At 60.9% G+C, this 20,068-nt stretch carries 22 protein-coding genes; 14 read left to right on the top strand and 8 right to left on the bottom strand.

Going from position 1 to position 20,068, the window contains the following annotated elements:
- Positions 1-29: 29 nt before the first annotated feature.
- Positions 30-1,244: a hypothetical protein gene (locus H3H39_RS19070; RefSeq protein ID WP_182155433.1), complete on the bottom strand. Its 1,215-nt coding sequence runs from the start codon at positions 1,242-1,244 to the stop codon at positions 30-32.
- Between the two features lie 457 nt (positions 1,245-1,701).
- Here H3H39_RS19070 and H3H39_RS19065 point away from each other — a divergent pair, with 457 nt between their 5' ends.
- Positions 1,702-2,865: a DNA cytosine methyltransferase gene (locus H3H39_RS19065; RefSeq protein WP_182155431.1), complete on the top strand. Its 1,164-nt coding sequence runs from the start codon at positions 1,702-1,704 to the stop codon at positions 2,863-2,865.
- Positions 2,866-2,898: 33 nt separating this feature from the next.
- Here H3H39_RS19065 and H3H39_RS19060 read toward each other — a convergent pair whose 3' ends face one another.
- Positions 2,899-3,315: a very short patch repair endonuclease gene (locus H3H39_RS19060; RefSeq protein WP_229218132.1), complete on the bottom strand. Its 417-nt coding sequence runs from the start codon at positions 3,313-3,315 to the stop codon at positions 2,899-2,901.
- A 137-nt stretch (positions 3,316-3,452) separates the two neighbouring features.
- On the opposite strand from H3H39_RS19060, the gene H3H39_RS19055 reads away from it, so the two are divergent.
- From H3H39_RS19055 to H3H39_RS19030, 6 genes are all read left to right on the top strand, one after another.
- The gene (locus H3H39_RS19055) at positions 3,453-4,223 is read left to right on the top strand and encodes a GIY-YIG nuclease family protein (RefSeq protein WP_182155429.1); all 771 of its coding nucleotides are present in this window, start codon (positions 3,453-3,455) and stop codon (positions 4,221-4,223) included.
- A gap of 130 nt (positions 4,224-4,353) precedes the next feature.
- A complete protein-coding gene (locus H3H39_RS19050; RefSeq protein WP_182155427.1) occupies positions 4,354-4,869 on the top strand; it encodes a hypothetical protein in 516 nt (171 codons plus the stop codon).
- Positions 4,870-5,219: 350 nt separating this feature from the next.
- On the top strand, positions 5,220-5,537 hold the full coding sequence (locus tag H3H39_RS19045; protein ID WP_182155425.1) for a hypothetical protein: 318 nt from the start codon (positions 5,220-5,222) through the stop codon (positions 5,535-5,537).
- A 408-nt stretch (positions 5,538-5,945) separates the two neighbouring features.
- Positions 5,946-6,161: a hypothetical protein gene (locus H3H39_RS19040; RefSeq protein WP_182155423.1), complete on the top strand. Its 216-nt coding sequence runs from the start codon at positions 5,946-5,948 to the stop codon at positions 6,159-6,161.
- 275 nt (positions 6,162-6,436) lie between these two features.
- Positions 6,437-6,910, top strand: a complete 474-nt coding sequence (locus H3H39_RS19035) for a PIN domain-containing protein (RefSeq protein WP_182155421.1) — start codon at positions 6,437-6,439, stop codon at positions 6,908-6,910.
- A 7-nt stretch (positions 6,911-6,917) separates the two neighbouring features.
- A complete protein-coding gene (locus tag H3H39_RS19030; protein WP_182155419.1) occupies positions 6,918-7,109 on the top strand; it encodes a hypothetical protein in 192 nt (63 codons plus the stop codon).
- Between the two features lie 542 nt (positions 7,110-7,651).
- Here the strand turns inward: H3H39_RS19030 and H3H39_RS19025 are convergent.
- On the bottom strand, positions 7,652-7,924 hold the full coding sequence (locus tag H3H39_RS19025) for a hypothetical protein (protein ID WP_182155417.1): 273 nt from the start codon (positions 7,922-7,924) through the stop codon (positions 7,652-7,654).
- Between the two features lie 506 nt (positions 7,925-8,430).
- Between H3H39_RS19025 and H3H39_RS19020 the strand changes: the two genes are divergently transcribed.
- From H3H39_RS19020 to H3H39_RS28390, 3 genes are all read left to right on the top strand, one after another.
- Positions 8,431-8,784, top strand: coding sequence for a helix-turn-helix domain-containing protein (locus tag H3H39_RS19020; RefSeq protein WP_229218131.1), 354 nt, complete (start codon positions 8,431-8,433; stop codon positions 8,782-8,784).
- Positions 8,777-10,006, top strand: coding sequence for a type II toxin-antitoxin system HipA family toxin (locus H3H39_RS19015; protein WP_220461610.1), 1,230 nt, complete (start codon positions 8,777-8,779; stop codon positions 10,004-10,006). The genes H3H39_RS19020 and H3H39_RS19015 overlap by 8 nt, the downstream gene beginning before the upstream one ends.
- 181 nt (positions 10,007-10,187) lie before the next feature.
- The gene (locus H3H39_RS28390) at positions 10,188-11,858 is read left to right on the top strand and encodes a methyl-accepting chemotaxis protein (protein ID WP_182155415.1); all 1,671 of its coding nucleotides are present in this window, start codon (positions 10,188-10,190) and stop codon (positions 11,856-11,858) included.
- Positions 11,859-11,893: 35 nt separating this feature from the next.
- On the opposite strand, the gene H3H39_RS28215 is transcribed toward H3H39_RS28390, so the two are convergent.
- From H3H39_RS28215 to H3H39_RS27655, 3 genes are all read right to left on the bottom strand, one after another.
- Complete coding sequence (locus H3H39_RS28215) at positions 11,894-12,016, bottom strand: hypothetical protein (protein ID WP_255462686.1); 123 nt, start codon at positions 12,014-12,016, stop codon at positions 11,894-11,896.
- Between the two features lie 17 nt (positions 12,017-12,033).
- On the bottom strand, positions 12,034-12,498 hold the full coding sequence (gene cueR / locus H3H39_RS19005; protein WP_182155413.1) for a Cu(I)-responsive transcriptional regulator: 465 nt from the start codon (positions 12,496-12,498) through the stop codon (positions 12,034-12,036).
- Positions 12,499-12,659: 161 nt separating this feature from the next.
- Positions 12,660-13,298 (bottom strand): PEP-CTERM sorting domain-containing protein, encoded by a 639-nt coding sequence (locus H3H39_RS27655; RefSeq protein ID WP_229218130.1) that lies wholly within the window; start codon positions 13,296-13,298, stop codon positions 12,660-12,662.
- Between the two features lie 446 nt (positions 13,299-13,744).
- On the opposite strand from H3H39_RS27655, the gene H3H39_RS18995 reads away from it, so the two are divergent.
- Both H3H39_RS18995 and H3H39_RS18990 read left to right on the top strand, forming a co-directional pair.
- Positions 13,745-15,445 (top strand): tannase/feruloyl esterase family alpha/beta hydrolase, encoded by a 1,701-nt coding sequence (locus H3H39_RS18995; protein WP_182155411.1) that lies wholly within the window; start codon positions 13,745-13,747, stop codon positions 15,443-15,445.
- An 83-nt stretch (positions 15,446-15,528) separates the two neighbouring features.
- Positions 15,529-15,990, top strand: a complete 462-nt coding sequence (locus H3H39_RS18990) for a cache domain-containing protein (protein WP_182155409.1) — start codon at positions 15,529-15,531, stop codon at positions 15,988-15,990.
- Between the two features lie 91 nt (positions 15,991-16,081).
- Here the strand turns inward: H3H39_RS18990 and H3H39_RS18985 are convergent, their stop codons facing one another.
- Both H3H39_RS18985 and H3H39_RS18980 read right to left on the bottom strand, forming a co-directional pair.
- Complete coding sequence (locus tag H3H39_RS18985; RefSeq protein ID WP_182155407.1) at positions 16,082-16,987, bottom strand: LysR family transcriptional regulator; 906 nt, start codon at positions 16,985-16,987, stop codon at positions 16,082-16,084.
- A 40-nt stretch (positions 16,988-17,027) separates the two neighbouring features.
- Positions 17,028-17,531, bottom strand: a complete 504-nt coding sequence (locus tag H3H39_RS18980) for a MarR family winged helix-turn-helix transcriptional regulator (protein ID WP_182155405.1) — start codon at positions 17,529-17,531, stop codon at positions 17,028-17,030.
- A gap of 178 nt (positions 17,532-17,709) precedes the next feature.
- On the opposite strand from H3H39_RS18980, the gene H3H39_RS18975 reads away from it, so the two are divergent.
- Together H3H39_RS18975 and H3H39_RS18970 are read left to right on the top strand one after the other, a co-directional pair.
- Positions 17,710-18,543: a p-hydroxycinnamoyl CoA hydratase/lyase gene (locus H3H39_RS18975; RefSeq protein WP_220461609.1), complete on the top strand. Its 834-nt coding sequence runs from the start codon at positions 17,710-17,712 to the stop codon at positions 18,541-18,543.
- A 63-nt stretch (positions 18,544-18,606) separates the two neighbouring features.
- Positions 18,607-20,061, top strand: coding sequence for an aldehyde dehydrogenase (locus H3H39_RS18970; RefSeq protein ID WP_182155404.1), 1,455 nt, complete (start codon positions 18,607-18,609; stop codon positions 20,059-20,061).
- The last annotated feature ends 7 nt before the right edge of the window (positions 20,062-20,068 follow it).

Below are 20,068 nucleotides of genomic sequence, written 5' to 3'. Positions count from 1 at the left end.
CGCCTTGTGCCCCAGATAGCCATGGTGGATCAGCCTGACGCGGCTTGGCTGCAAAGGCGGCTTAGCTCCGCGTGCAGGGTGTGAAGGTTGTTCGGGATCAGCTTGGTGGTCTTGCTGTCATCGGTCCATTTGCCGTTTTCGTGCGCATGTGCGCGCATGCGCCAGTAGCTCGGATGCGCAGCGTCGTCCGGCAGGGCAGCAATCGCGCACGCTTCTTTCCGCGAGGTGCGGATTTCGAGATCGAAGTGGGAGTACGGCGTGATCGATACGACGGGCACCATGCCGGCATTCGCGACAATCGGCGTCCAGCGGGCGATCACCGGACCCTCGGTTTCGCTTGGTGTGTAAGTCACCGTGCGTGTGTCCCAGGTGCCGGCCAGTGTCATGTCCTGTGGCTGGCCGGTATTGATATTGACCACGCAGCCAATGGTATCGGCATTGCCATTGCAGGCTATTCCCGTCATGGCGATGGCGGCCAACTCGGGCCCGATGTCGCGGGTGCGCAGTGGATCAGGGTGAACCCGCGTGATGGCCTCATGCTCGAGGATCGAGGACAGAGAAACGAACACCCAAATTCCGAGGTGTCCCCAAAACAGCATACGGCGGGTCTCCTTGGTGACGGTCGCTGGAAGTACCGATTGCATCACACGGAAACTGCGCCCAATGCATACCCACATCCAGATGAAGATGGCCACGTATGGGACGGCGTGTCTGCTGATCACAGCAATTGGGGCGTCGTAGGGGAGCGAACGGGTGAAGTAGTTCACCAGCGCCCGGCCCCATTGTGTGCTCAGTGCCACCGCACTGACGCCCAAGCAACTGATGATGAGAATTCCAGCCCAGACGGATCGGAGGCTCTCTCCGTACTCGGCACGCTTTTGCAACGACCTGGCGATCCGCCAGGTCAGAAGCATACCGATTGCAAGCAGAATCGCAGCTCCAGCAAGGGGTTCAGCAAGAAATTCGATGGGGTCTTTTTCTGCGATGTCCCGAATCAAATGGTAGTAATAGCCGCCGTTGCCCAAAGTCGCCGTTTCGGAAATAAGCGCGATGCCGAACGCGAATAGCACCGCAACCAGAACGGCGACTTTCGCTGCCCCATTTTTCATTCGCTCTTCGATGTCAGCGATTTGATGTGGCTCGCCGAAAAGGGCGAATTCGCAGACCAGGATAGGCGCCGTCCAGTTTAGGTTGGCTAATTGTTTCAGAACGTCTTTTAAAATATCTTTGAAAATTTCCGGCATAGGGGCCTTTCTGGCTGTCGACGGGGTTGATCCAGATAAATTAAAATACTGTATATACATACAGCGTACATTAAAATTGACGTAGGGCAAAACCTTTTTCAGCGACCTTCCCTCTACGTTGGCGGCGTACCGTCGGACACTAGGCTTGGTTTATGGCTGCAGCCACCCAGCGCCGGTTTGTGCGTGGCCAAGCACACTACGCCTTCGCGCAGATATGCGTCTATTGCAGCTGTTTACGTGGCTTAGCGCATCCGCAAAGATTTATCGGGAAGTTCCCCCTTCATCAATCTCTACATTCGAGTGCGGATTCACAGCGCGATAAAAAAACTGGATGCCCTGTTCATACATCCAGTAGAATGCGGTCCGGTGGATTCCGTATCGGTTCCTGCCATCGAGACGCCGGGGGCCCCGCGCGGGCACAATCCGGTGAGAACTGAAAAGGCACAAGACCAGAAACATGAACAGCATCGAACTCTTCGCGGGCGCCGGCGGGCTTGCCATGGGCATCGCCAACGCCGGTTTTGACCACCGGGCGCTGGTCGAGTGGAACCCGGACGCGTGCCAAACGATCCGTGAGAATCACCTGCGCTATTCGAATGGTTTGCCTGGCTGCGTCCTTTACGAGGGGGACGCGCGGACCATCGACTACGCGAGCCTGGCCGAGGAAGGAGTGGCGATCGTATCGGGCGGCCCCCCATGTCAACCGTTCTCCCTGGGTGGCAAGCATGCGGGCTACGACGACACCCGGGATATGTTCCCCGAGGCCGTGCGCTCCATCCGCGAAATCCATCCGCAGGCCTTCATCTTTGAGAATGTCAAGGGACTCCTGCGCGAGAGTTTCGCCAGTTACCTTGAATACATCATATTGCAGCTTTCCTATCCAGATCTCGCGCGCTCCGAAGGCGAGGAGTGGGAAAAGCATTTGGCGCGCTTGGAGCGCCACCATACCGCAGGGGCGCGACCGGACGAATTCGCGTACAACGTCGTGTTCCGCCTGCTGAACGCGGCGAACTACGGCGTGCCGCAAAAGCGCGAACGGGTCTTCATCGTGGGTTTCCGCCGCGACCTCGGGATCGAGTGGGCGTTCCCCGAGCCGACCCATTCGGAGGATGCGTTGCTGCGCTCCAAATGGATCACCGGAGAGTACTGGGAACGTCACGGCTTGGCCATGCCTGTGGTTCCGGCGAAGCTGGCGGCGCGGCTCCAACGGATCGCCACGAACGGCTTGGGGCTCGACAAGCTGCCATGGCTGACCGTGCGCGACGCGATAGGTGATCTACCGGATCCGCAGGCCAATCCGCGCAACGGCGCGCGGGACCACGTGTTCATCCCGGGCGCGCGCACCTACGCTGGGCACACGGGCAGCCCGATCGACGAACCCTCCAAGACGCTCAAGGCGGGCGACCACGGCGTGCCGGGCGGCGAGAACATGATCGCGATGCCCGACGGCGCGGTGCGCTACTTCACCGTTCGCGAGGCGGCTCGCATGCAGACCTTCCCGGACGATTACGTTTTCCATGGCTCCTGGGGGGAGATCATGCGCCAACTCGGCAACGCGGTTCCCGTCCGGTTGGCGCAAGTGGTCGCGGCGCACGTGCACGCGCACCTGCCCGCACCATAGGCGGCCAAGTGCGTATGACGCCTGGCCTGCACGTTACCCTTCAAGGAAGGCCTCTAGGCGCCGCAGTAGTCCCTCCACATCGCGGATCTCGCACTCCCACACAGTCAGCACGGTCCACCCCTCGCAGGTGAGGGCAGCGAGGTTTTCCTCGTCGCGCTGCTTGTTGCGCGCGAGCTTCGTTCTCCAAAAATCGACGCGCGATTTCGGCATTCGCGAGAGAGGGCAGTTGTCGTGCATATGCCAAAAGCAGCCGTTCACTTGGATGATCTTCCGACGGCCTGGGAACACGAGGTCCGGACGTCCGGGGAGGTTCGCCACATGAAGACGGTAGCGGTAGCCGGCGCCATGCACAAGGCGGCGGACAACCATCTCCAAGGCCGTGTCCTTCCCCTTCACACGCCCCATGATCTCGCTGCGACGTCGAGCGCTCACCGTGTCAACCATGCCCATCCCGCTTCGGAAGCCTTCCCGCGTCAGAATAGCGCGTCTCGCCGCGAGCCGCCACATGGGGCCGGGGACGAAGCTTGCTATTCACCAAGGCAACATTTCTGGCAGAATACGGATTCATACGATCACCAAGGGACCCGATGCCCTCCTCGCCACACTTCAAGGAATTCGAATTCGACCTTCCCCGCGCGTTGTTGCGCGACCTCGTGGCCCTCCTCGACGGCCTTGGTTCAGCGCCGCTCGAATCCAGGGCCATCGAGACGCAAATTCCCGAAGAGCAAGGCGTGTATCAGCTGTTCCTCGACGACAAGCTCGTGTACATCGGCAAGACGGACGCCGAGGCCGGCCTGAGGGCGCGCTTGTCGCGCCATTCCAGGAAGATCCTGCAACGCAAGCACCTCGACCCAGCGCGTGTCTCCTTCAAGGCCGTGCGGATCTTCGTGTTCACGGCTGTCGACCTGGAGACCCTCCTGATCACCTACTATTCCGACCGCGACGGACGTAGGCCCTCCTGGAACTCCAGTGGATTCGGCTCGAACGATCCTGGCCGCGAGCGCGACACGACTAGGCTGAAGGTCGAGCACTTCGACGCGCAGTATCCGATAGACATCGACAATCATCCGATCGAAGTCGGCGTCCGGGGCGAAATGAGCGCCGCGACGCTGCTCGCCGCGTTGAACAAGGCCGTGCCCTTTATCGTCCGCACGCAGAACGCTGGCGGACGCTCACGCCAACCACATGCGGACCTGGAGACGACGAAGGTGTCCGTCCCGGAAGGGCCACACTCCGCGCGCGCGATATTGCGCATGGCTGCGTCGGCGCTTGGACCTGCGTGGCAAATCACCGTCCTACCCGGTTATGTCATCGTTTACAAGGAACAAGCCATTTACCACCACGCCCAGGTCCTTTAAATCGCAGTGGTCATGATCAATCGAAGTTCATGGTTGGGTGCCCAAGCAATTTGTGAGGAATTTATTACTCCCTGCCTTCCAACATTTGCTCGCTTAGGAAAATCGGTATAAATCGTTTATGGAAAAACGCATGTATAAGAGGCACGATAAGTTGGAACTCGCCGGTCAACTACTTCTAGAGGCTGCTCGTGAGTGTCGGTCGGCAACGTCCGACGTCGGCTACGCCAAAAGCCTTCTGTTGGCAGGCGCGGTCGAAAATATTCTTACTCCTTACTTGGACGAGCTTAGCGCCGCTGGCAGCAAGCCTGAGTACACGCCGAGGCAAGTTGAAATGGCGCGGCACATGGAGAATTTCGCTGGGGCGTTTGCGGGGGAACCACCGTCCGGCGATATCGCCGCAGCCCTGAAGTTCCTCCGTAACCCCTACAATCATTTGAAACATGCCGGTAAGGATAGAGGTAATGACAAAAGCCTTCCCTCGGAAGATTTGATGTTCTACGCCGATCTGAGAAACGAAGCGGACTGGATGGTAGCGATGGCCATCGAAGACTATAGTCGATTACCTTTAAATCCTGAGAATCTTTCAGGTGAGCTGCTTGAACTCCTGCAAAGCTTTTGGCCTATCCGAGCGGGTCGAGAAGGTTAATTTCTAGGCCGCGGTCAAAAAAGCGAAAATCGCGCCCTGGTGGTGCCCGCAACCGGTCGGCGGTCGGCTTATGGAAAAATCCGTATGCAAATGGCGTTCGGGAAATCCGCCCAACATGCGTCAAACTATATGAGGTGAAAAATTGGATAAAGCGTACTTGAAAATTCAGGGTGCTGACAGTCTTCTCTCGGATAGCCCCATGGAATTTGGACGACTACCCACCACTGGCGAGTGGATTTTTTGGCCTCCGACGCTGTACCAGATCGTCGGAGTAACCCACTATTGGAACGAAGGTGGTCCGCTTGCTCAACTTCTCTTGAAAGCGTCAGCGCAGGCTCAGGGAGTAAACATTGAAGGAGCAATGCTTCCTTCCAATTGATGTCAAGGAAAATATGGATAAATTATTTGCAGCTGAGGTTATTGTGCCGTTCCTCGCTGGTGGCCTTGTTACCTGGTTCTTCTCTTGGCTCTACTATGCAAGGGCTGGACGCGAACTGCAGCAAGAAGCGGGCGAACTTCGCCGATTGAATGGCGTGTTGTTGCGAGGTCTCGAAAATGCGGGCCTGATGAAGGTAGCACGCGACGATCAAGGTAATGCAACGGGTCTCATCATTGAAGCTGAAGTCACAGCGCGAGCAAAAGCGACGATGACGACGAACGTTGAATGATCAAGGAAAGTATGGCCCATCAACTGTATAAAGGTGCGTTGAACGACGCTTGCCTTGAGTTGGCGATGCAAGTTCCTTGGACCAACAATGGGGTATCGAGCGGGACGTGTAAGAAATTCTGTGTGTGCGGGGCCGGGTTTTAGTTAATCGCGTTCGTGAAGCGTTCGCCAAACATGATGGCAAACTGATGGGCCGCCACTTCGCTTCAAGGAGTGCCATGGCCTCGTGGCCCATCTTCACCTTCAGTAAGCCTATGATCATGTGGAGTCCCTTATTTATGGATTGAAGGCAATACGCTTTGCCGACAATACGATTATGGGACCGATCAAAGTTATGGTTTCTTTTGCGAAATTATTGCTTAATCGTCATAATCGATAGAATAGACATCAAACTGAACTGGGGGGGGAAATGCGCGACTTCGATTCCAAGGTGGATGCGGAACTAGAGCGGCGAAAGGCGATGCGGGCGGACGAACGAGTTCGGGCCGCCGCCGACGTAATTGAGGAGTGTGAACGGCAGAAGGCCAAAGTTCAATCATTGCGCGACTTGCCGCTCTGGGCAAAGGCGATTGTTAAAATCAACGATGTGTTGGTTTTCTTTCATGATTCACCACACAAGAAGTAAGGACGGGCCTGGGCGACATCGGGACGTGGATGCGCTACACTCATACCGACATTCAATTGAAGGGAGACCAGCGTGGCTACTCCAAAGCACATAGGTGAGCATCCAGACTTGGCCGCCACGCCGGAACCACCGTCACCGTCGATGCCTGCGCTTGACCCGAAGGAGGCGAAGCGCCGGCGGCTTTTCGCGGTTCTAGAGGCTGCCGAGGGGCTATGGAAAGATCGCACCGATATCCCAAAGGACGGCGTTGAATACCAGGAACAACAGAGGTCTGAATGGCATTGATCCTGTTCGACACCAACATCTTCATCGACCTACTAAACGGCGTTCATCAGGCGTCCATTGAACTGAGCAGCTACGATCATCCCGCCATCAGTTACATCACCTACATGGAACTGCGATGCGGCGAATACTCGCGACCGCAAGATAAGGCAGTCCTGGATGCGCTCTTGGCGGAATTCAAGGTCTTCTCGATGACGCCGCTTATCATGGAAACGGCTATTCAAATTCGAGGTCGCAGCCTTGTCACGAAGCCCAGCATAAAGCTACCTGACGCGATCATTGGCGCGACGGCCCGCTCACACGCCCTCGCACTGGTAACGCGCAACGGCAAAGACTTTGCGTCGGCCGGCGTAACGGTTCACACCCCATACGACTATGACTTCACGACCGGTTCCGTGACGAATATTCGGCCGACCTACAGTCCCGGCATTCGAACAATCGTCCGTCGGAAAGACTGGCGTCGCTAGGCGCCTAGTGGACCGCATCGAGGTTGGTTTCGGTGGTAGTGCGCTGTGCCTGGACGAACGCGATCTTTATGTGTCGATTGCCGGTCTGGTGATGGCCAGCAAGCCACTGATGGAGCTGTCTGTCGACGTGATGTCGGTCAGTGAGGTAGTCGGCGGAAACGCTCAGGGTCCTATGCGAACAATTGGCTTGACGGAATAATGTAAAATGTCATGTACCTGGGCTAATACGGTCCAGAAAATGTTTGAGCAACTCGGTATGCTGAGGTCGCCTCAATACTGTATATTGGGCATCAATGGTTGTAACTTCCTGATTTTTATTGGTTTTCTTTCGGTGGAGTGCCCGGATGGGGTGCAAGGGGTCGGAAGTTCGAATCTTCTCGCCCCGACCAATAGAATCAACGAGAGAGGCCAACCTTCGGGTTGGCCTTTTTCGTTTCTGGGTGTCCGTGCCTGGGTTGTGTCCGGATTTCTGCGCGGAACCGCGCCTTGCGCGGGCTGCGGCTATATAAGGCTGGCGCTGGTAATTGCTTGTTTGATACTCTCGGGCTGTTACCTACCTTGGAGACTTCAGCATGTACGTTGCCGTGACGCGCTTCGTCGGCTGGTCGAGTAGACCTCGAACAGATCTTCACCGTCTAAGCTGCGCGCTGCGCAGAGATCTTCCTGGTTGAAGTGCCCGAGCCGTGTGATCTGGTCGTGGCACAGCTACGGATCATGGACAGCGCACGCCGATCAAGATATTCAACTTGGCTTCATGCTGCGCGCGGTTGCTGACGCCAACGCGGCGAGGCCGGTGAAGTTCTGGGTCATTATCCTGCTTTGATGTGTCACCAATTTGTAGACGCCCCAAGCGCCAACACCGGCGATGATCGCTCCGCCAACCGCCCAGCCGACTATCGGAATAGCGGCGGATGTCGCGGCCGTCGCGGCAATCGACCCTGCGCTCCCAGCCATTCCAGCGCCGCCGGCAGCAACGTCTTGTCCAATGGGTTCTCTATCTTGCGCATTGCTCAATGGATACTCCTCGGTGGTTGTCTTGTGGTGCGAGCATAACATATTGCCTACTGGAAAAACTCTCACTTCTCAATTCTGGGGTGGCATGGCAGCGTGCCGTTGGCTGAACTTATTCGCCTAGGTAACTTTGTTGTTATTCAGATGCAATGCCTTAATGGCTATTTTCTTCACAGAAAAAATCGACCAGACGGCACGCTGGTAATGGTCAGGTGACCTCGCGTTGCGGCCTTTACTGTTCGCCAGATGGTTGTTCGGGACCATCCTGTGACCTCGATGTCTGCGGGCAGGCGCAGGAATTTGCCAGGTGCGTTGATACATGTGCTCCTTTGTTTCAAATTCAGCGATTGGCGCGGTCAGTTGGTGGCGCATCATCTTAGGATGTGCGTAATAGCCATTATTTTGCTCGCTGGTGCGACTTTGTGCTTTTAAGGATTAAAATAATGGCTATTGACCACCTGCTTTTGGTGCGGACTCCATATGGGAGCTAAAATAGTGGCCATATCGCCATGAATTTGCACTTAAAGGATATTATGTTGGACTTTGCTTTTGCCACCCATCAGGAAATCTGCGCCGAACTCGGCCAGCGGCTCAAGCGCCAGCGTCTGGTGCAGGCGCTCACGCAGAAAGACCTCGCAGCGCGTGCCGGCGTTGCCCTCGGCACCGTGAAAAATCTGGAAACCAAGGGCGTTTCCTCCCTGGAATCCCTCATCCGCATCGTCATGACGCTGGGTTTGCTTGACGAGCTGGCCTCGCTGTTTGCGCTGCGAGCCACCCATTCGATTGCCCAGATGGAGCGCGCCCAGTTGGCCGAGCGCAAACGCGCGCCCAGCCGCAGTAGATTGGCGACAAAGCATGATTAAGAAAGTCGATGTCTTTTATGAGGGTTGGGGCGAGCGCTGGCATCTGGCGACCTTGGCCGACGATGGCCGAAGGCTGCTATTTGAATACAGTGCGGAGGGGCTAGCGCAAGGCTTGGAACTTTCGCCACGGCATTTGAAACTGCGCACGGCGGCATATTGTGATTTTCCCGCTCATCAACTTGGGCTGCCGGGGCTGATTGCCGATGCGCTGCCTGATGGCTGGGGCTTGTTGTTGATGGACCGCCTTTTTCGCCAGAATGGCATCGACCCGAGCCGCGTCTCGGTGCTCGACAGGCTATCGTTCATTGGCCAGCGTGCCATGGGCGCATTGAGCTTTCAGCCTGCTACCGCAGCCGATTTGCCCAGCGACGATGTGCAATTGCTCAATCTCGCGCAACAAGCGCAAGTGCTGCTCAACGGTAAGGATAGCGTCATCCTCATGCAGCTCGCACTGATGGGCGGCTCGCCGCACGGTGCGCGCCCCAAGGTGCTGGTGCATTACCACGCCGCCACTGGGCAGATGAGCACCCAGTCGTTCGACGGTAGCGAGCCCTGGCTGGTCAAATTTCAGGCGCAAAACGAGCATAAAGAAGTCTGCGCCATTGAGTACCTCTACGCCCAGCTGGCGCGTGAATGTGGCCTGGCCATCCCAGCCACGCGACATTTCGACCTTAGCCCGCAACTGGGCGCCTTCGGCATTGCCCGCTTTGATATAGCGGGGGCAATGCGCGTTCCTACCCACACACTGGCCGGGCTGTTGCACGCCGATTTTCGCCTGGCCGGTTCGGTCGATTACACAACTTTTTTGCGCGCTACGCGCTTTCTCACGCGCGACGAGCGCGCAGTACAACAGGCCTACCAGCGCACCGTGTTCAACGTGCTGTTCAACAACCGCGACGACCACCCGAAGAATTTTTCCTACCTCCTTGGGCAGGACCGCCGTTGGGGCTTGTCGCCCGCGTACGACCTCACCTTCTGTGCCGGGCCTGCGGGTTATCACCAGATGGACGTCTGCGGCGAGGCGCTGCGCATCGGCCGCGACCACTTGTTGCAATTGGCGGCGCAATGCGCGCTCGATCCGCGCTGGGCGGGGCAGGTGATTGAGCTGCAACTCTCTGTGGCCGCCACCTTCGCAGCGCAAGCCTCCCAATACGCTATTCGCACAGTCACGCAGCAAAACATCGCCGCCATTGTCGCGGCCAATGCCGCGCTGCTCAGGTAACAAACCCCAGTACGCTCTGCGCCCAAGGCACCGACCGATATCGCTCCGGATATCATGTGACCCAAATAATTCATTGGTTGGACATGTCGGCAGCCGCTAGCATTGCTGGGTAGTAACGGTCGTGTGGCCCGGATGGAGGGGCACATGTGGTGCTTCCTCAGAACGTCATCCTGGCAGACTCATGAAAAATCTAAAGACTCGTACCCGGCTGGCCGTGGGCTTTGGCGCGGTATTGCTGTTGCTGCTGCTGGTGGCCGCGACCGCCATCTGGCGCCTGCAGGCGGTGGCCGAGGCCACGCACGCCATGATCCGCACGCCGCTGGCCAAGGAACGCCTGATCAGTGACTGGGATGCCGTCATCAATGCCTCCGTCGCGCGCACCACGGCCGCCGCCAAGAGCAACGACCCCAGCCTGATCGCCTATTTCGAAGGCCCGTCGAACGAGGCCGCCAAGCGCTCCGGCGAGCTGCAGCGGCAACTAGCGGCACTGCTGGTCTCGGCGGAGGAGAAGCAACTGTTTTCCGCCATCGTCGCCAGTGGCGCCATCTACCAGGCCGCCGGCAAGGAGGTGTTCCAGATGCGGACGGACGGCAGGCTGTTCCAGGCCAGGACCGTATTCGAGAACAACTACCTGCCCGCTACCAGGCAATACTTGGCGCAGATTCAGCAGTTGCTGGCGCTGCAGCGCGCCGGCATCAACGCGACCAGCGAGGACATCGATGCGATCTACCGTACCGGCCGCACATTGCTGCTGGTGCTGAGCGGCGCCGCGATGGTCTGCGCCGCCGGCGCGGCGCTGCTGCTGGCGCGCTTGCAGTTGCGCCAGCTTGGCGGCGAGCCGGCCTATGCGAACGCCGTCACCCAGCGCATCGCCGCCGGCGACCTGGGGGGCGAGATCGAACTGCAGGACGACGACACGTCGAGCCTGATGCACGGCATGAAGACCATGCGCGAGAGCCTGGTGCAGATCGTGTCGCAAGTGCGCACCAGTACCGACCTGATCGCCACCGCCTCGGTCGAGAACGCCGCGGGCAACCTGGCGCTGTCGCGCCGCACCGAGCTGCAAGCGAGCTCGCTGGAGGAGACGGCCGCGTCGATGGAGGAACTGACTGCCACGGTCAAGCAGAACGGCGAACACGCGCGCCAGGCCAACCAGATGGCGATCTCGGCCTCCAGCGTGGCGGAGGAGGGCGGTGCCGTGGTGGCTGAGGTGATTGCCACGATGGATGCGATCCATGCTTCCGCCAACCGGATCGCGGAGATCACCTCCGTTATCGATGGCATCGCCTTCCAGACCAACATCCTTGCGCTGAACGCCGCAGTGGAGGCGGCCCGCGCCGGCGAGCAGGGCCGTGGCTTTGCCGTCGTCGCCGCCGAGGTGCGCAACCTGGCCCAGCGCTCGGCGGGCGCGGCGAAAGAGATCAAGACGCTGATCGCCGATTCGGTGGACAAGGTCGAAAGCGGCAGCCGGCTGGTGAACCAGGCCGGCACCACCATGGGCAAGATCGTCGCCAGCGTGCAGCGCGTGGCCGCCATCATGGTGGAGATTACCGATGCCGGCGGCGAGCAGGAGCGCGGGATCGAGCATATCTGCAGCGCGATCAACGAACTGGAAAATGTGACGCAGAAAAATGCCACCCTGGTGGAGGAGGCCGCCGCCGCCGCCCGGACGCTGACGCTGCAGACCGATACCCTGGCGCAGACGGTGGATGTGTTCCGGCTGGGCGATGCGCAGCCGGCGGGCCGCGCATCCGCCTCCTTGTCTGGCGCTGGCGCACGGCCCGTGCGGCGAATGGCGCGCGATGCCACGGTGCCGGCCGCTGACGCCGATTTTGCCGCACTGCCCGTTTAGCTGCTAAGGGCGGAGGTGGGGCGCGCCGGCCGCGATCAGGCCGCGCAGCCGCCGTCGATGAGCAGGTTGGCGTTCGTGACGAAGCCCGCTTCGGGACTGCTCCGGTCGGGCACCATGGCGACCACTTCGTCGGTGTGGCCGTGACGGGGCCGTGCCATCAGCCCCGTAAGCCGGCCTATTTTGCGGCTTGCCGGCGCTTGACGGGCAGGCTGGCCCGGGGCCGGTCGGTGAGGGGCAGGGATGCCGCCCCTTCGGCCGCCTCCAGCGAATCGATGATGGGGCAATCGGGCCGCTCATCGCCATGGCAGCAGCTCACCAGGCCTTCGAGCACGGTGCGCATCGCTTGCAGTTCCCGTAGTTTTTCATCCAGGTCGGCCAGGTGCGCCTGGGCCAGCGCCTTGACCTGGCGGCTGGAGCGCTCGCGGTTCTGCCACAGGTCGAGCAGTTCGCCCACCTGGTCCAGCGCAAAGCCAAGATCCCGGCAATGGCGGATGAAGCGTAACCTCGCCACGTCCTTGTCACCATAGCGCCGGTAGCCGGCGTCCGTGCGGCCTGGCTGCGGCAACAGGCCGATACTTTCGTAGTGCCGTATTTTTTTCGCCGAGACACCGGAGATCGCGGCGACCTCACCTATATTCATCGATCTGTTCCTGGAACGGGTTTGGACCCCAGTCTGATCCTTCCCCTGGTGGGAAGGTCAAGCGTATTGTAGCGCGCGGGCGCAGGGCTTGACCTTGCCGTGAAGGGAGGGCGGACTGTCTCAGTTCCTGATCAACAAACTCATCTCAGGCTGCGGGGCGATCAGGCGCGTTTGCGGCGCGCCAGCATGCCCACCAGCGCCAAGCCGGCCAGCAGCATACCGTAGGTTTCAGGCTCAGGTACGGCGGCGGCGAACGTGGCGGTGTAGGCCATCGCTGGTACGCCCCAGCTGTTCCAGGCATAGTTCAGCGTCAGCGGATCGACGTCGTTCGAGTTCAGGTAGCGAAAGCCGCCGCCCAGGCCACCATTTGAGCTCGAGCCGGCGATGGCGACGTTGGCCATTGGCGACGACACGCCGGCCACGGTCAGGTAGGCGACGTAGCTGGTACCGGCGGTCAAGGCCAGGTTGATGCCGTTCGCGCCCAGGTACTGGCTGCCGCCGGTGTAGCTGATCGGTGCGCTGGTGTACAGGGCGGGACCGACAGCCTTGCTGCCATCCCAGGCGGCGATGGTCAGGTCAACATTGCCGCTGTTGCCGGACAGTGCCTGGAAGGTGAAGCTTTTCAGCACGCCGCCGGGCGCGGTGAAGAGTTCACCATAGCTGGTCGTGTCCGGGGAGCCCATGTAGCGGATATTGGAGCTGGCGTCGGCGGTGTTGGTGTAGGTCGTATCGGCGTGGGCTGCACCGCACAGGAAGGCGGTGGCGATGGTCATACTGGTAGCGATGCGGTGCAATTTCATAAATATCCTTTTCGGGAATGGCGGTTAGCTGAAGTGTTATGCGCAAGAACGATGATGATATCAAATTGCCTAGACGAAACAACATCATTATTTTCATTATTTCATCATTTCCCTGGGTAACCGTTGTATTGCCGCAATAATGCCGGGCATGGCGCGCCGTCGTGCCTTTCAGCCTGGCCTCTTTCTGTCCGCGCCAGTCTGGCCCGGCCATCAAAATCCTCTTGAATTTTGCAATATCCACGTTTAGTATAGACCCGTTAAATATCAGGTAAGCTGATATGTAACCTGATATTAAGCTGAGCCGTTCCATCATCATCCATCCAGACCGCTTTTAAGCCGCGGGAAACATCCGGGCGCCCCGCGGCTGGCCGCCTGCCGACAGGCAACGGCCACCAGCAGCCCGGCAAACCTTGTGTAGTGATAACGATAAATACGGAGACAAACCAATGAATGGTCGACAACTGACCGGAACCGCCGCTGCCGTCAGCGCGGTCTTGCTGCTCGCCGCTTGCGGTGGCGGTGACAGCGTGGCGCCCTTGCCGCGACTGGCCGTCGCCACGGGCGCAACCTTATCGTCCTGCGCCGACCTGGCCACGCGCATCAGCTATCCCAACACGGTCATCACGGCCGCCAACGACATCGCGGCCGGCACGCTGGTGATCGGTGGCAAGCCGGTGCCGCAGCATTGCCAGGTCACGGGCCAGATGTTCCAGCGCGTGAGCCCGGTCGATGGCAAGCACTATGCGATCGGCTTTGAAATGCGGCTGCCGCTCAACTGGAACGGGCGCTTCTTCTATCAGGCCAACGGCGGCACCGATGGGGTGGTCGCCACCGCGACCGGCCCGGTGGGCGGCGGCGGTCCGCTGGACCATGCCTTGAACCAGGGCTTCGCCGTCATCAGTTCCGACGCCGGCCATAACCCGTCGCAGAATCCATCGTTCGGCATCGATCCGCAAGCGCGCCTCGATTACGGCTACCAGGCCGTGGGCAAGCTGACGCCGATGGCCAAGGCGCTCATCAAGACCGCCTACGGCAAGGAACCGGATCGTTCCTACATCGGCGGCTGTTCCAATGGCGGCCGGCACACCATGGTGGCGGCGGCCCGCTATGCCGACCAGTACGACGGTTTCCTGGTCGGTAATCCCGGCTTCCACCTGCCGCTCGCGGCCACCGCCAATATCGCCGGCGCCAAGACCTATGCGGCGCTGGCCAGTACCCCGGGCGATCTGTCCACCGGCTTCACGGCCGCCGAGCGCACGCTGGTGTCGAATGCCGTGCTCGACAAGTGCGACGCGCTCGATGGCGTGAAGGACGGCCTGGTGCAGGACGGCACCGCCTGCCAGGCTGCGTTCAAGCTCGAACGCGACGTGCCCACCTGCGCCGGCGCGCGCGACGGCACTTGCCTGAGCGCGGCGCAAAAGACCGCCATCGGCCAACTGTTCGCGGGTGCCACCACCGCTACCGGAAAAAAAATCTACGCCAGCTTCCCGTATGACGCGGGATTGGCGACGGGCGGCTGGGCTTCGTGGAAGTTCACCGCCCCGATGCAGCGCGACGCCGGCGCCGTGGGCCTGGTCTGGCAGGCGCCACCCGAGAATGCGGCCACCTTCGACGGCACCAGCTTTGTCTTGAACGGCAATCTGGACGACATGCTGGCCAAGGTCGGCGCGACCAACGCCACCTACACGGAAAGCGCGCTGTCGTTCATGCTCCCGCCCAACGTGACTGACATGGCTACCTTGAAAAACCGCGGCGCGAAGATGTTGGCGTATCACGGCACGAGCGATCCGATCTTCTCGAGCGACGATACCAGCGCCTGGTATGACAGCTTGCGCGCGGCCAATGGCGGCGACGCGGCCAACTTCGCCCGCTTCTTCCGCGTGCCCGGCATGAACCATTGCAGCGGCGGTCCGACCGCCGACCAGTTCGACATGCTCACGCCGCTGGTCAACTGGGTCGAGAAGGGACAGGCGCCGGACTCGGTGCAAGCCAGTGTGCGGGGCGCCGGTAATAGCGGCGGCGTCAACGCGGACGTGCCATCCACCTGGGCCGCGAACCGTAGCCGGCCATTGTGCGCCTATCCGAAGGTGGCGAAATACAAGGGCAGCGGTAGCGTCGAGGATGCGGCGAATTTCAGTTGCCAGTGAATAGATAGTTGAAGCGGATCGCTGGCGCGGCGCGGCTGCGCCAGCGATCCGTGGTTGCCATTTTTTAAACGAGGAGTAGAGTCATGAAATCGATCATTAAATCCATCATGGCGTGCGTCGTCGCACTGCTGTTGTTGCCCGCGATCTGCGTGGCCGGCGAGGAGCGGGGTACTGCGCCGGAAGCGGAAGCGCTGGTGAAGAAGGCAGTCGCCTTTATGAAGCAAAACGGCAGGGAGAAAGCGCTGGCGGAGTTCAACAAGCAAACCAGCCAGTTCCGGGTCAAGGACATGTACATCGTCGCCTTCGACATGACGGGCATGGGCCTGGCCCATCCCAATCCCAAGCTGGTCGGCAAATCCACGCCCGGCATCAAGGATGTCGACGGCAAGATGATCTTCCGCGAATACGTCAATACGGTGGAAACCAAGGGCAAGGGCTGGGTCGATTACAAGTGGCCTAGCCCGGCCACGGGTGCTATTGAAAGCAAGTCCACCTATCTGGAAAAGGTGGACGACATCATCATCGGTGCCGGGATCTACAAGTAAGACTACAAACTACAAGTAAGACTAAGCAAGCCCGATAAGCCCGGTAAGCCCTGCGGGACCGGGCAGGGCCGGGCGAGACCGGGCGGGTGCCTCAGAGCGGCGCCCGGTCCAGGTGCTCGGCCACCATCTGCCGCACCAGGTCGATCAGGCCCTGCTGGGTGGCCGTGATCTGGCGATGCGAATTGACGGCCAGCGAGAGCTTGGCCTTGAGGCCGTCGCCCAGGATGGAACGCAGGCGGTACTGGCGCTCGCTGGCCAGGTTGGCCACCGCCGTCTGCGACAGGATCGCATAGCCGAAGCCTTCGGCCACCAGGTCGAGAATGGCATTGACGCCGTCCACCTCGAAGGCGATGGTGGGGCGCAAGCCCAGGTTGGCCAGTTCGCCTTCGATCAGCATGCGGATCGCGTTCGGGCGGCTGGGCACGATCAGCGGGTAGTTCGGCAATTCGCCGATGGCGACCGGCGTCGCCGGCCCGCCGTCTCCCTGCGGCGCGACCAGGAACAATTCTTCTTCCAGCAGCGGCGTCAGGTCCACATCGGGCAAGGGCGAGGCGTTGTAGAGCAGGGCCACGTCGAGCCGGCCCGACACCAGCGATTCATGCATGCCCGAGCTCATGCCTTCGCGGATGGCGAGCGTGGCGGCGGGAAATTTCTCCTTGAATTCGCGGAAGATCGGCACGGCCAGGATCTTCAACAGGCTGGGCGGCAAGCCCAGCGCGACATGACCCACCAGCGCGCCGCGCGCACGCCCCAGTTCCTCGCGCAGGCGCTCGACCTGATACAGGATGCCGCGGCCGTATTCGAGCAGCAACTTGCCGGCATCCGTGGTGACGACGCCACGGCCGTTGCGTACCAACAGCGTCTGCTTGAATTCCAGTTCCAACATGCGCACCTGGCGGCTCAGTGCCGGCTGGACGATGTCGAGCACGCTCGCGGCACGCGTAAAGCTGCCGAGCTCGGCGACGCGGACGAAATATTCCAGTTGTTTCAAGTCCATCGTTGGCTATCCCTCTAAAAACGACATCGTGCTGGCGTGCTCACGCGCCCTTGCTCACTTCATCGGCCAGCGTGGGGTCGATCATGATCGCGCTCAGCGCGTGCAGCACCTGGCGCAGGTTCTGGTGCAGGGCGGTGCGCTGGCCGCTGGTCAGCTTGGACAGCATGCCTGCTTCCAGCCGCGCCACAAACGCATGCGCCTGGTCCAGCAGGGCCTGGCCCGTGGCCGTCAGGCTCAGGCGCACGATGCGGCCGTGGGTGGGGTCGGGATGGCGTTCCACCCAGCCCTTTTGTTCCATCAGCTTGACCATCTCGTTGGCCGATTGCGGCGAGATCAGCGAGCGCTCGGCCAGTTGGGCGTTGCTGATCTGTGCATGCGATTCGAGGAACGACAGCGCCGTGTACTGGCTCACGGTCAAGCCCAGCGGGGTCAGGGCGTCGCGGATGCGGCGGTTCACCGCATGGTCGAGCCGGCCGATCAGGTAGCAGACGCCGAGCGGGCGGTTTTTCTCGCCGCCGGAGGCGTCATTGATGAGTGCGTTCATGGTGATTCCGTGTGTGAAGGTTGGCAGGTTGCCTGATATATGTTGTAGATCTTACCGCAAGCCGGACCGCAGTCGGAATTATTTTCGGAAAAGCTTGACCCGGGCTTGCGTTTTTAAATTTATCCTTTATGATGAACATATCAGGTAGCCTGATACTAACCAATTAAGGAGGCTGAGAATGGCTAAGTATGAACAACGTTGGACTTGTGTGGATGTCAAAGTCGAGGCGGGAATCGCCTGGGTCACGCTGAACCGTCCGGAAAAACGCAACGCGATGAGCCCGACGCTCAACCGCGAGATGATCGACGTGCTGCAGACGCTGGAACTGGACGAGGAGGCATCGGTGCTGGTGCTGACCGGCGCCGGCGATTCCTGGACGGCCGGCATGGACCTCAAGGAATACTTCCGCGAAACGGACGGCAAGCCCGAGATCTTCCAGGAACGTTCGCGCCGCGACGCCTGCGAATGGCAGTGGAAGCTCCTGCGCATGTACAACAAGCCAACCATCGCCATGGTCAACGGCTGGTGCTTTGGCGGTGGCTTCTCGCCGCTGGTGGCGTGCGACCTGGCGATCGCCGCCGACGAGGCGACCTTCGGCCTGTCCGAAATCAACTGGGGCATCCCACCGGGCAACCTGGTGAGCAAGGCCATGGCGGACACTGTCGGCCACCGCGAATCGCTGTACTACATCATGACCGGCGAGCCGTTCAGCGGCCAGAAGGCGGCGCAGATGGGCCTGGTCAACAAGAGCGTGCCGCTGGCCCAGCTGCGCGACGAAGTGCGCGAACTGGCCAACAAGCTGCTGGCCAAGAACCCGGTGGTGCTGCGCTACGCCAAGAATGGCTTCAAGCGTTGCCGCGAACTCGATTGGGACCAGTGCGAGGACTACCTGTACGCCAAGCTGGACCAGTGCATCGGCCGCGATCCGGAGCAGGGCCGCAAGGAAGGCATGAAGCAATTCCTCGATGACAAGACCCTCAAGCCAGGCCTGCAAACCTACCAGCGCAAGTAAGCCCACGCGACGAACGAACCGGCGGCCCGCCACGGGCGCCGGAATACTATCGAGGAGGAGACAATGAATAAGATTGAATTGCTGATCGGCGGCGAAAGCCGTGCCGCATCCAATGGCGCCACGTTCGAGCGCAAGAATCCGCTGAGCGGCGAAGTGGTGACGCTGGCCGCCGCCGCCACACCGGAGGATGCCGATGCGGCCGTCGCCGCCGCCGCCGCCGCCTTCCCGGCCTGGTCGGCAATGGCGCCGAGCGCGCGCCGCCTGCTGCTGTTGAAAGCGGCCGAGGTGATGGACCGCCGGGCCCCGGAATTTGTCGCCATCGGTGTCGCCGAGGCGGCCTCCACGCCGGTGTGGTATGGCTTTAACGCCATGCTGGCGGCCAATATGCTGCGCGACGCGGCCGGCCTGGTCACCCAGTTGGCCGGCGAGGTGATCCCGTCCGACATCGATGGCAACCTGGCGCTGGCGGTGCGCCAGCCGGCTGGCGTGGTGCTGGGCATCGCGCCCTGGAACGCGCCGGTGATCCTGGGCACGCGCGCCATCGCCGTGCCGCTGGCCTGCGGTAACACCGTGGTACTGAAAGCGTCGGAACTGACGCCGGGCCTGCACCGCCTGATCGGTGAAGTGTTCCAGGAAGCGGGCTTCCCGGCCGGCGTCGTCAACGTGCTGAGCAACGCTCCGGCCGACGCGCCGGCGCTGGTCGAGCGCCTGATCGCCAATCCGGCCGTCAAGCGCGTCAACTTCACCGGCTCCACCCATGTGGGCCGCATCATCGGCCAACTGGCGGCCAAATACCTGAAGCCGGCCGTGCTGGAACTGGGCGGCAAGAACCCGATGCTGGTGCTGGACGACGCCGATCTCGACGAAGCCGTCACGGCCGCCGCGTTCGGCTCGTTCTTCAACCAGGGCCAGATCTGCATGTCGACCGACCGCATCATCGTCGCCCGCGCCGTGGCCGACGCCTTCGTCGACAAGCTGGCGACCAAGGTGGCCTCGATGAAGGCGGGCAAGCCGGGCAGCGATGGCTGCATCCTCGGCGCCATGGTCAGCCCCGAGGCGGCCGCCCGGGTCGAACGCCTGGTCGCCGACGCGGTGGCCAAGGGCGCCACGCTGGCGACCGGCCCGGTGCAAGCCGACGGCGCGCTGCTGCAGCCGGTGCTGGTGGACGGCCTGACCCCGGCCATGGACCTGTACCGCGAGGAAGCGTTCGGCCCGGTGGTGTCGGTGCTGCGCGTGGATAGCGATGAAGAAGCGCTGGCGCTGGCCAACGATAGCGAGTATGGCTTGTCGGCCTCGGTGTTCAGCAAGGACATCGGGCGCGCCTTGGCGCTGGCCAAGCGCATCGAGTCGGGCATCTGCCACATCAACTCATCGACCGTGCATGACGAGGCGCAGATGCCGTTCGGCGGCGTCAAGTCGTCCGGCTACGGCCGCTTCGGTGGCAAGGCCGGCATGGCCGAGTTCACCGACCTGCGCTGGATCACGGTCCAGACCACGCACCGTCATTACCCGGTGTAAGAAGCCG

Source organism: Rugamonas apoptosis, assembly GCF_014042355.1.
GTDB classification, from domain to species: domain Bacteria; phylum Pseudomonadota; class Gammaproteobacteria; order Burkholderiales; family Burkholderiaceae_D; genus Rugamonas; species Rugamonas apoptosis.
Note: the sequence above shows the minus strand (reverse complement) of the source record. Positions and strands in the feature narration are given on the sequence as shown.

What these genes read in the sequence shown, in the direction of transcription:
- H3H39_RS18980 (WP_182155405.1), bottom strand. Translation starts at nt 17,531, where the DNA reads ATGAACGCACTCATCAATGACGCCTCCGGCGGCGAGAAAAACCGCCCG.
- H3H39_RS18970 (WP_182155404.1), top strand. Translation starts at nt 18,607, where the DNA reads ATGAATAAGATTGAATTGCTGATCGGCGGCGAAAGCCGTGCCGCATCC.
- H3H39_RS18990 (WP_182155409.1), top strand. Translation starts at nt 15,529, where the DNA reads ATGAAATCGATCATTAAATCCATCATGGCGTGCGTCGTCGCACTGCTG.
- H3H39_RS19065 (WP_182155431.1), top strand. Translation starts at nt 1,702, where the DNA reads ATGAACAGCATCGAACTCTTCGCGGGCGCCGGCGGGCTTGCCATGGGC.
- H3H39_RS19020 (WP_229218131.1), top strand. Translation starts at nt 8,431, where the DNA reads ATGAATTTGCACTTAAAGGATATTATGTTGGACTTTGCTTTTGCCACC.
- H3H39_RS28390 (WP_182155415.1), top strand. Translation starts at nt 10,188, where the DNA reads ATGAAAAATCTAAAGACTCGTACCCGGCTGGCCGTGGGCTTTGGCGCG.
- H3H39_RS18995 (WP_182155411.1), top strand. Translation starts at nt 13,745, where the DNA reads ATGAATGGTCGACAACTGACCGGAACCGCCGCTGCCGTCAGCGCGGTC.
- H3H39_RS18975 (WP_220461609.1), top strand. Translation starts at nt 17,710, where the DNA reads ATGGCTAAGTATGAACAACGTTGGACTTGTGTGGATGTCAAAGTCGAG.
- H3H39_RS18985 (WP_182155407.1), bottom strand. Translation starts at nt 16,987, where the DNA reads ATGGACTTGAAACAACTGGAATATTTCGTCCGCGTCGCCGAGCTCGGC.
- H3H39_RS27655 (WP_229218130.1), bottom strand. Translation starts at nt 13,298, where the DNA reads ATGAAATTGCACCGCATCGCTACCAGTATGACCATCGCCACCGCCTTC.
- H3H39_RS19050 (WP_182155427.1), top strand. Translation starts at nt 4,354, where the DNA reads ATGTATAAGAGGCACGATAAGTTGGAACTCGCCGGTCAACTACTTCTA.
- H3H39_RS19035 (WP_182155421.1), top strand. Translation starts at nt 6,437, where the DNA reads ATGGCATTGATCCTGTTCGACACCAACATCTTCATCGACCTACTAAAC.
- H3H39_RS19040 (WP_182155423.1), top strand. Translation starts at nt 5,946, where the DNA reads ATGCGCGACTTCGATTCCAAGGTGGATGCGGAACTAGAGCGGCGAAAG.
- H3H39_RS19015 (WP_220461610.1), top strand. Translation starts at nt 8,777, where the DNA reads ATGATTAAGAAAGTCGATGTCTTTTATGAGGGTTGGGGCGAGCGCTGG.
- H3H39_RS28215 (WP_255462686.1), bottom strand. Translation starts at nt 12,016, where the DNA reads ATGGCACGGCCCCGTCACGGCCACACCGACGAAGTGGTCGCCATGGTG.
- H3H39_RS19070 (WP_182155433.1), bottom strand. Translation starts at nt 1,244, where the DNA reads ATGCCGGAAATTTTCAAAGATATTTTAAAAGACGTTCTGAAACAATTA.
- H3H39_RS19060 (WP_229218132.1), bottom strand. Translation starts at nt 3,315, where the DNA reads ATGGGCATGGTTGACACGGTGAGCGCTCGACGTCGCAGCGAGATCATG.
- H3H39_RS19055 (WP_182155429.1), top strand. Translation starts at nt 3,453, where the DNA reads ATGCCCTCCTCGCCACACTTCAAGGAATTCGAATTCGACCTTCCCCGC.
- cueR (WP_182155413.1), bottom strand. Translation starts at nt 12,498, where the DNA reads ATGAATATAGGTGAGGTCGCCGCGATCTCCGGTGTCTCGGCGAAAAAA.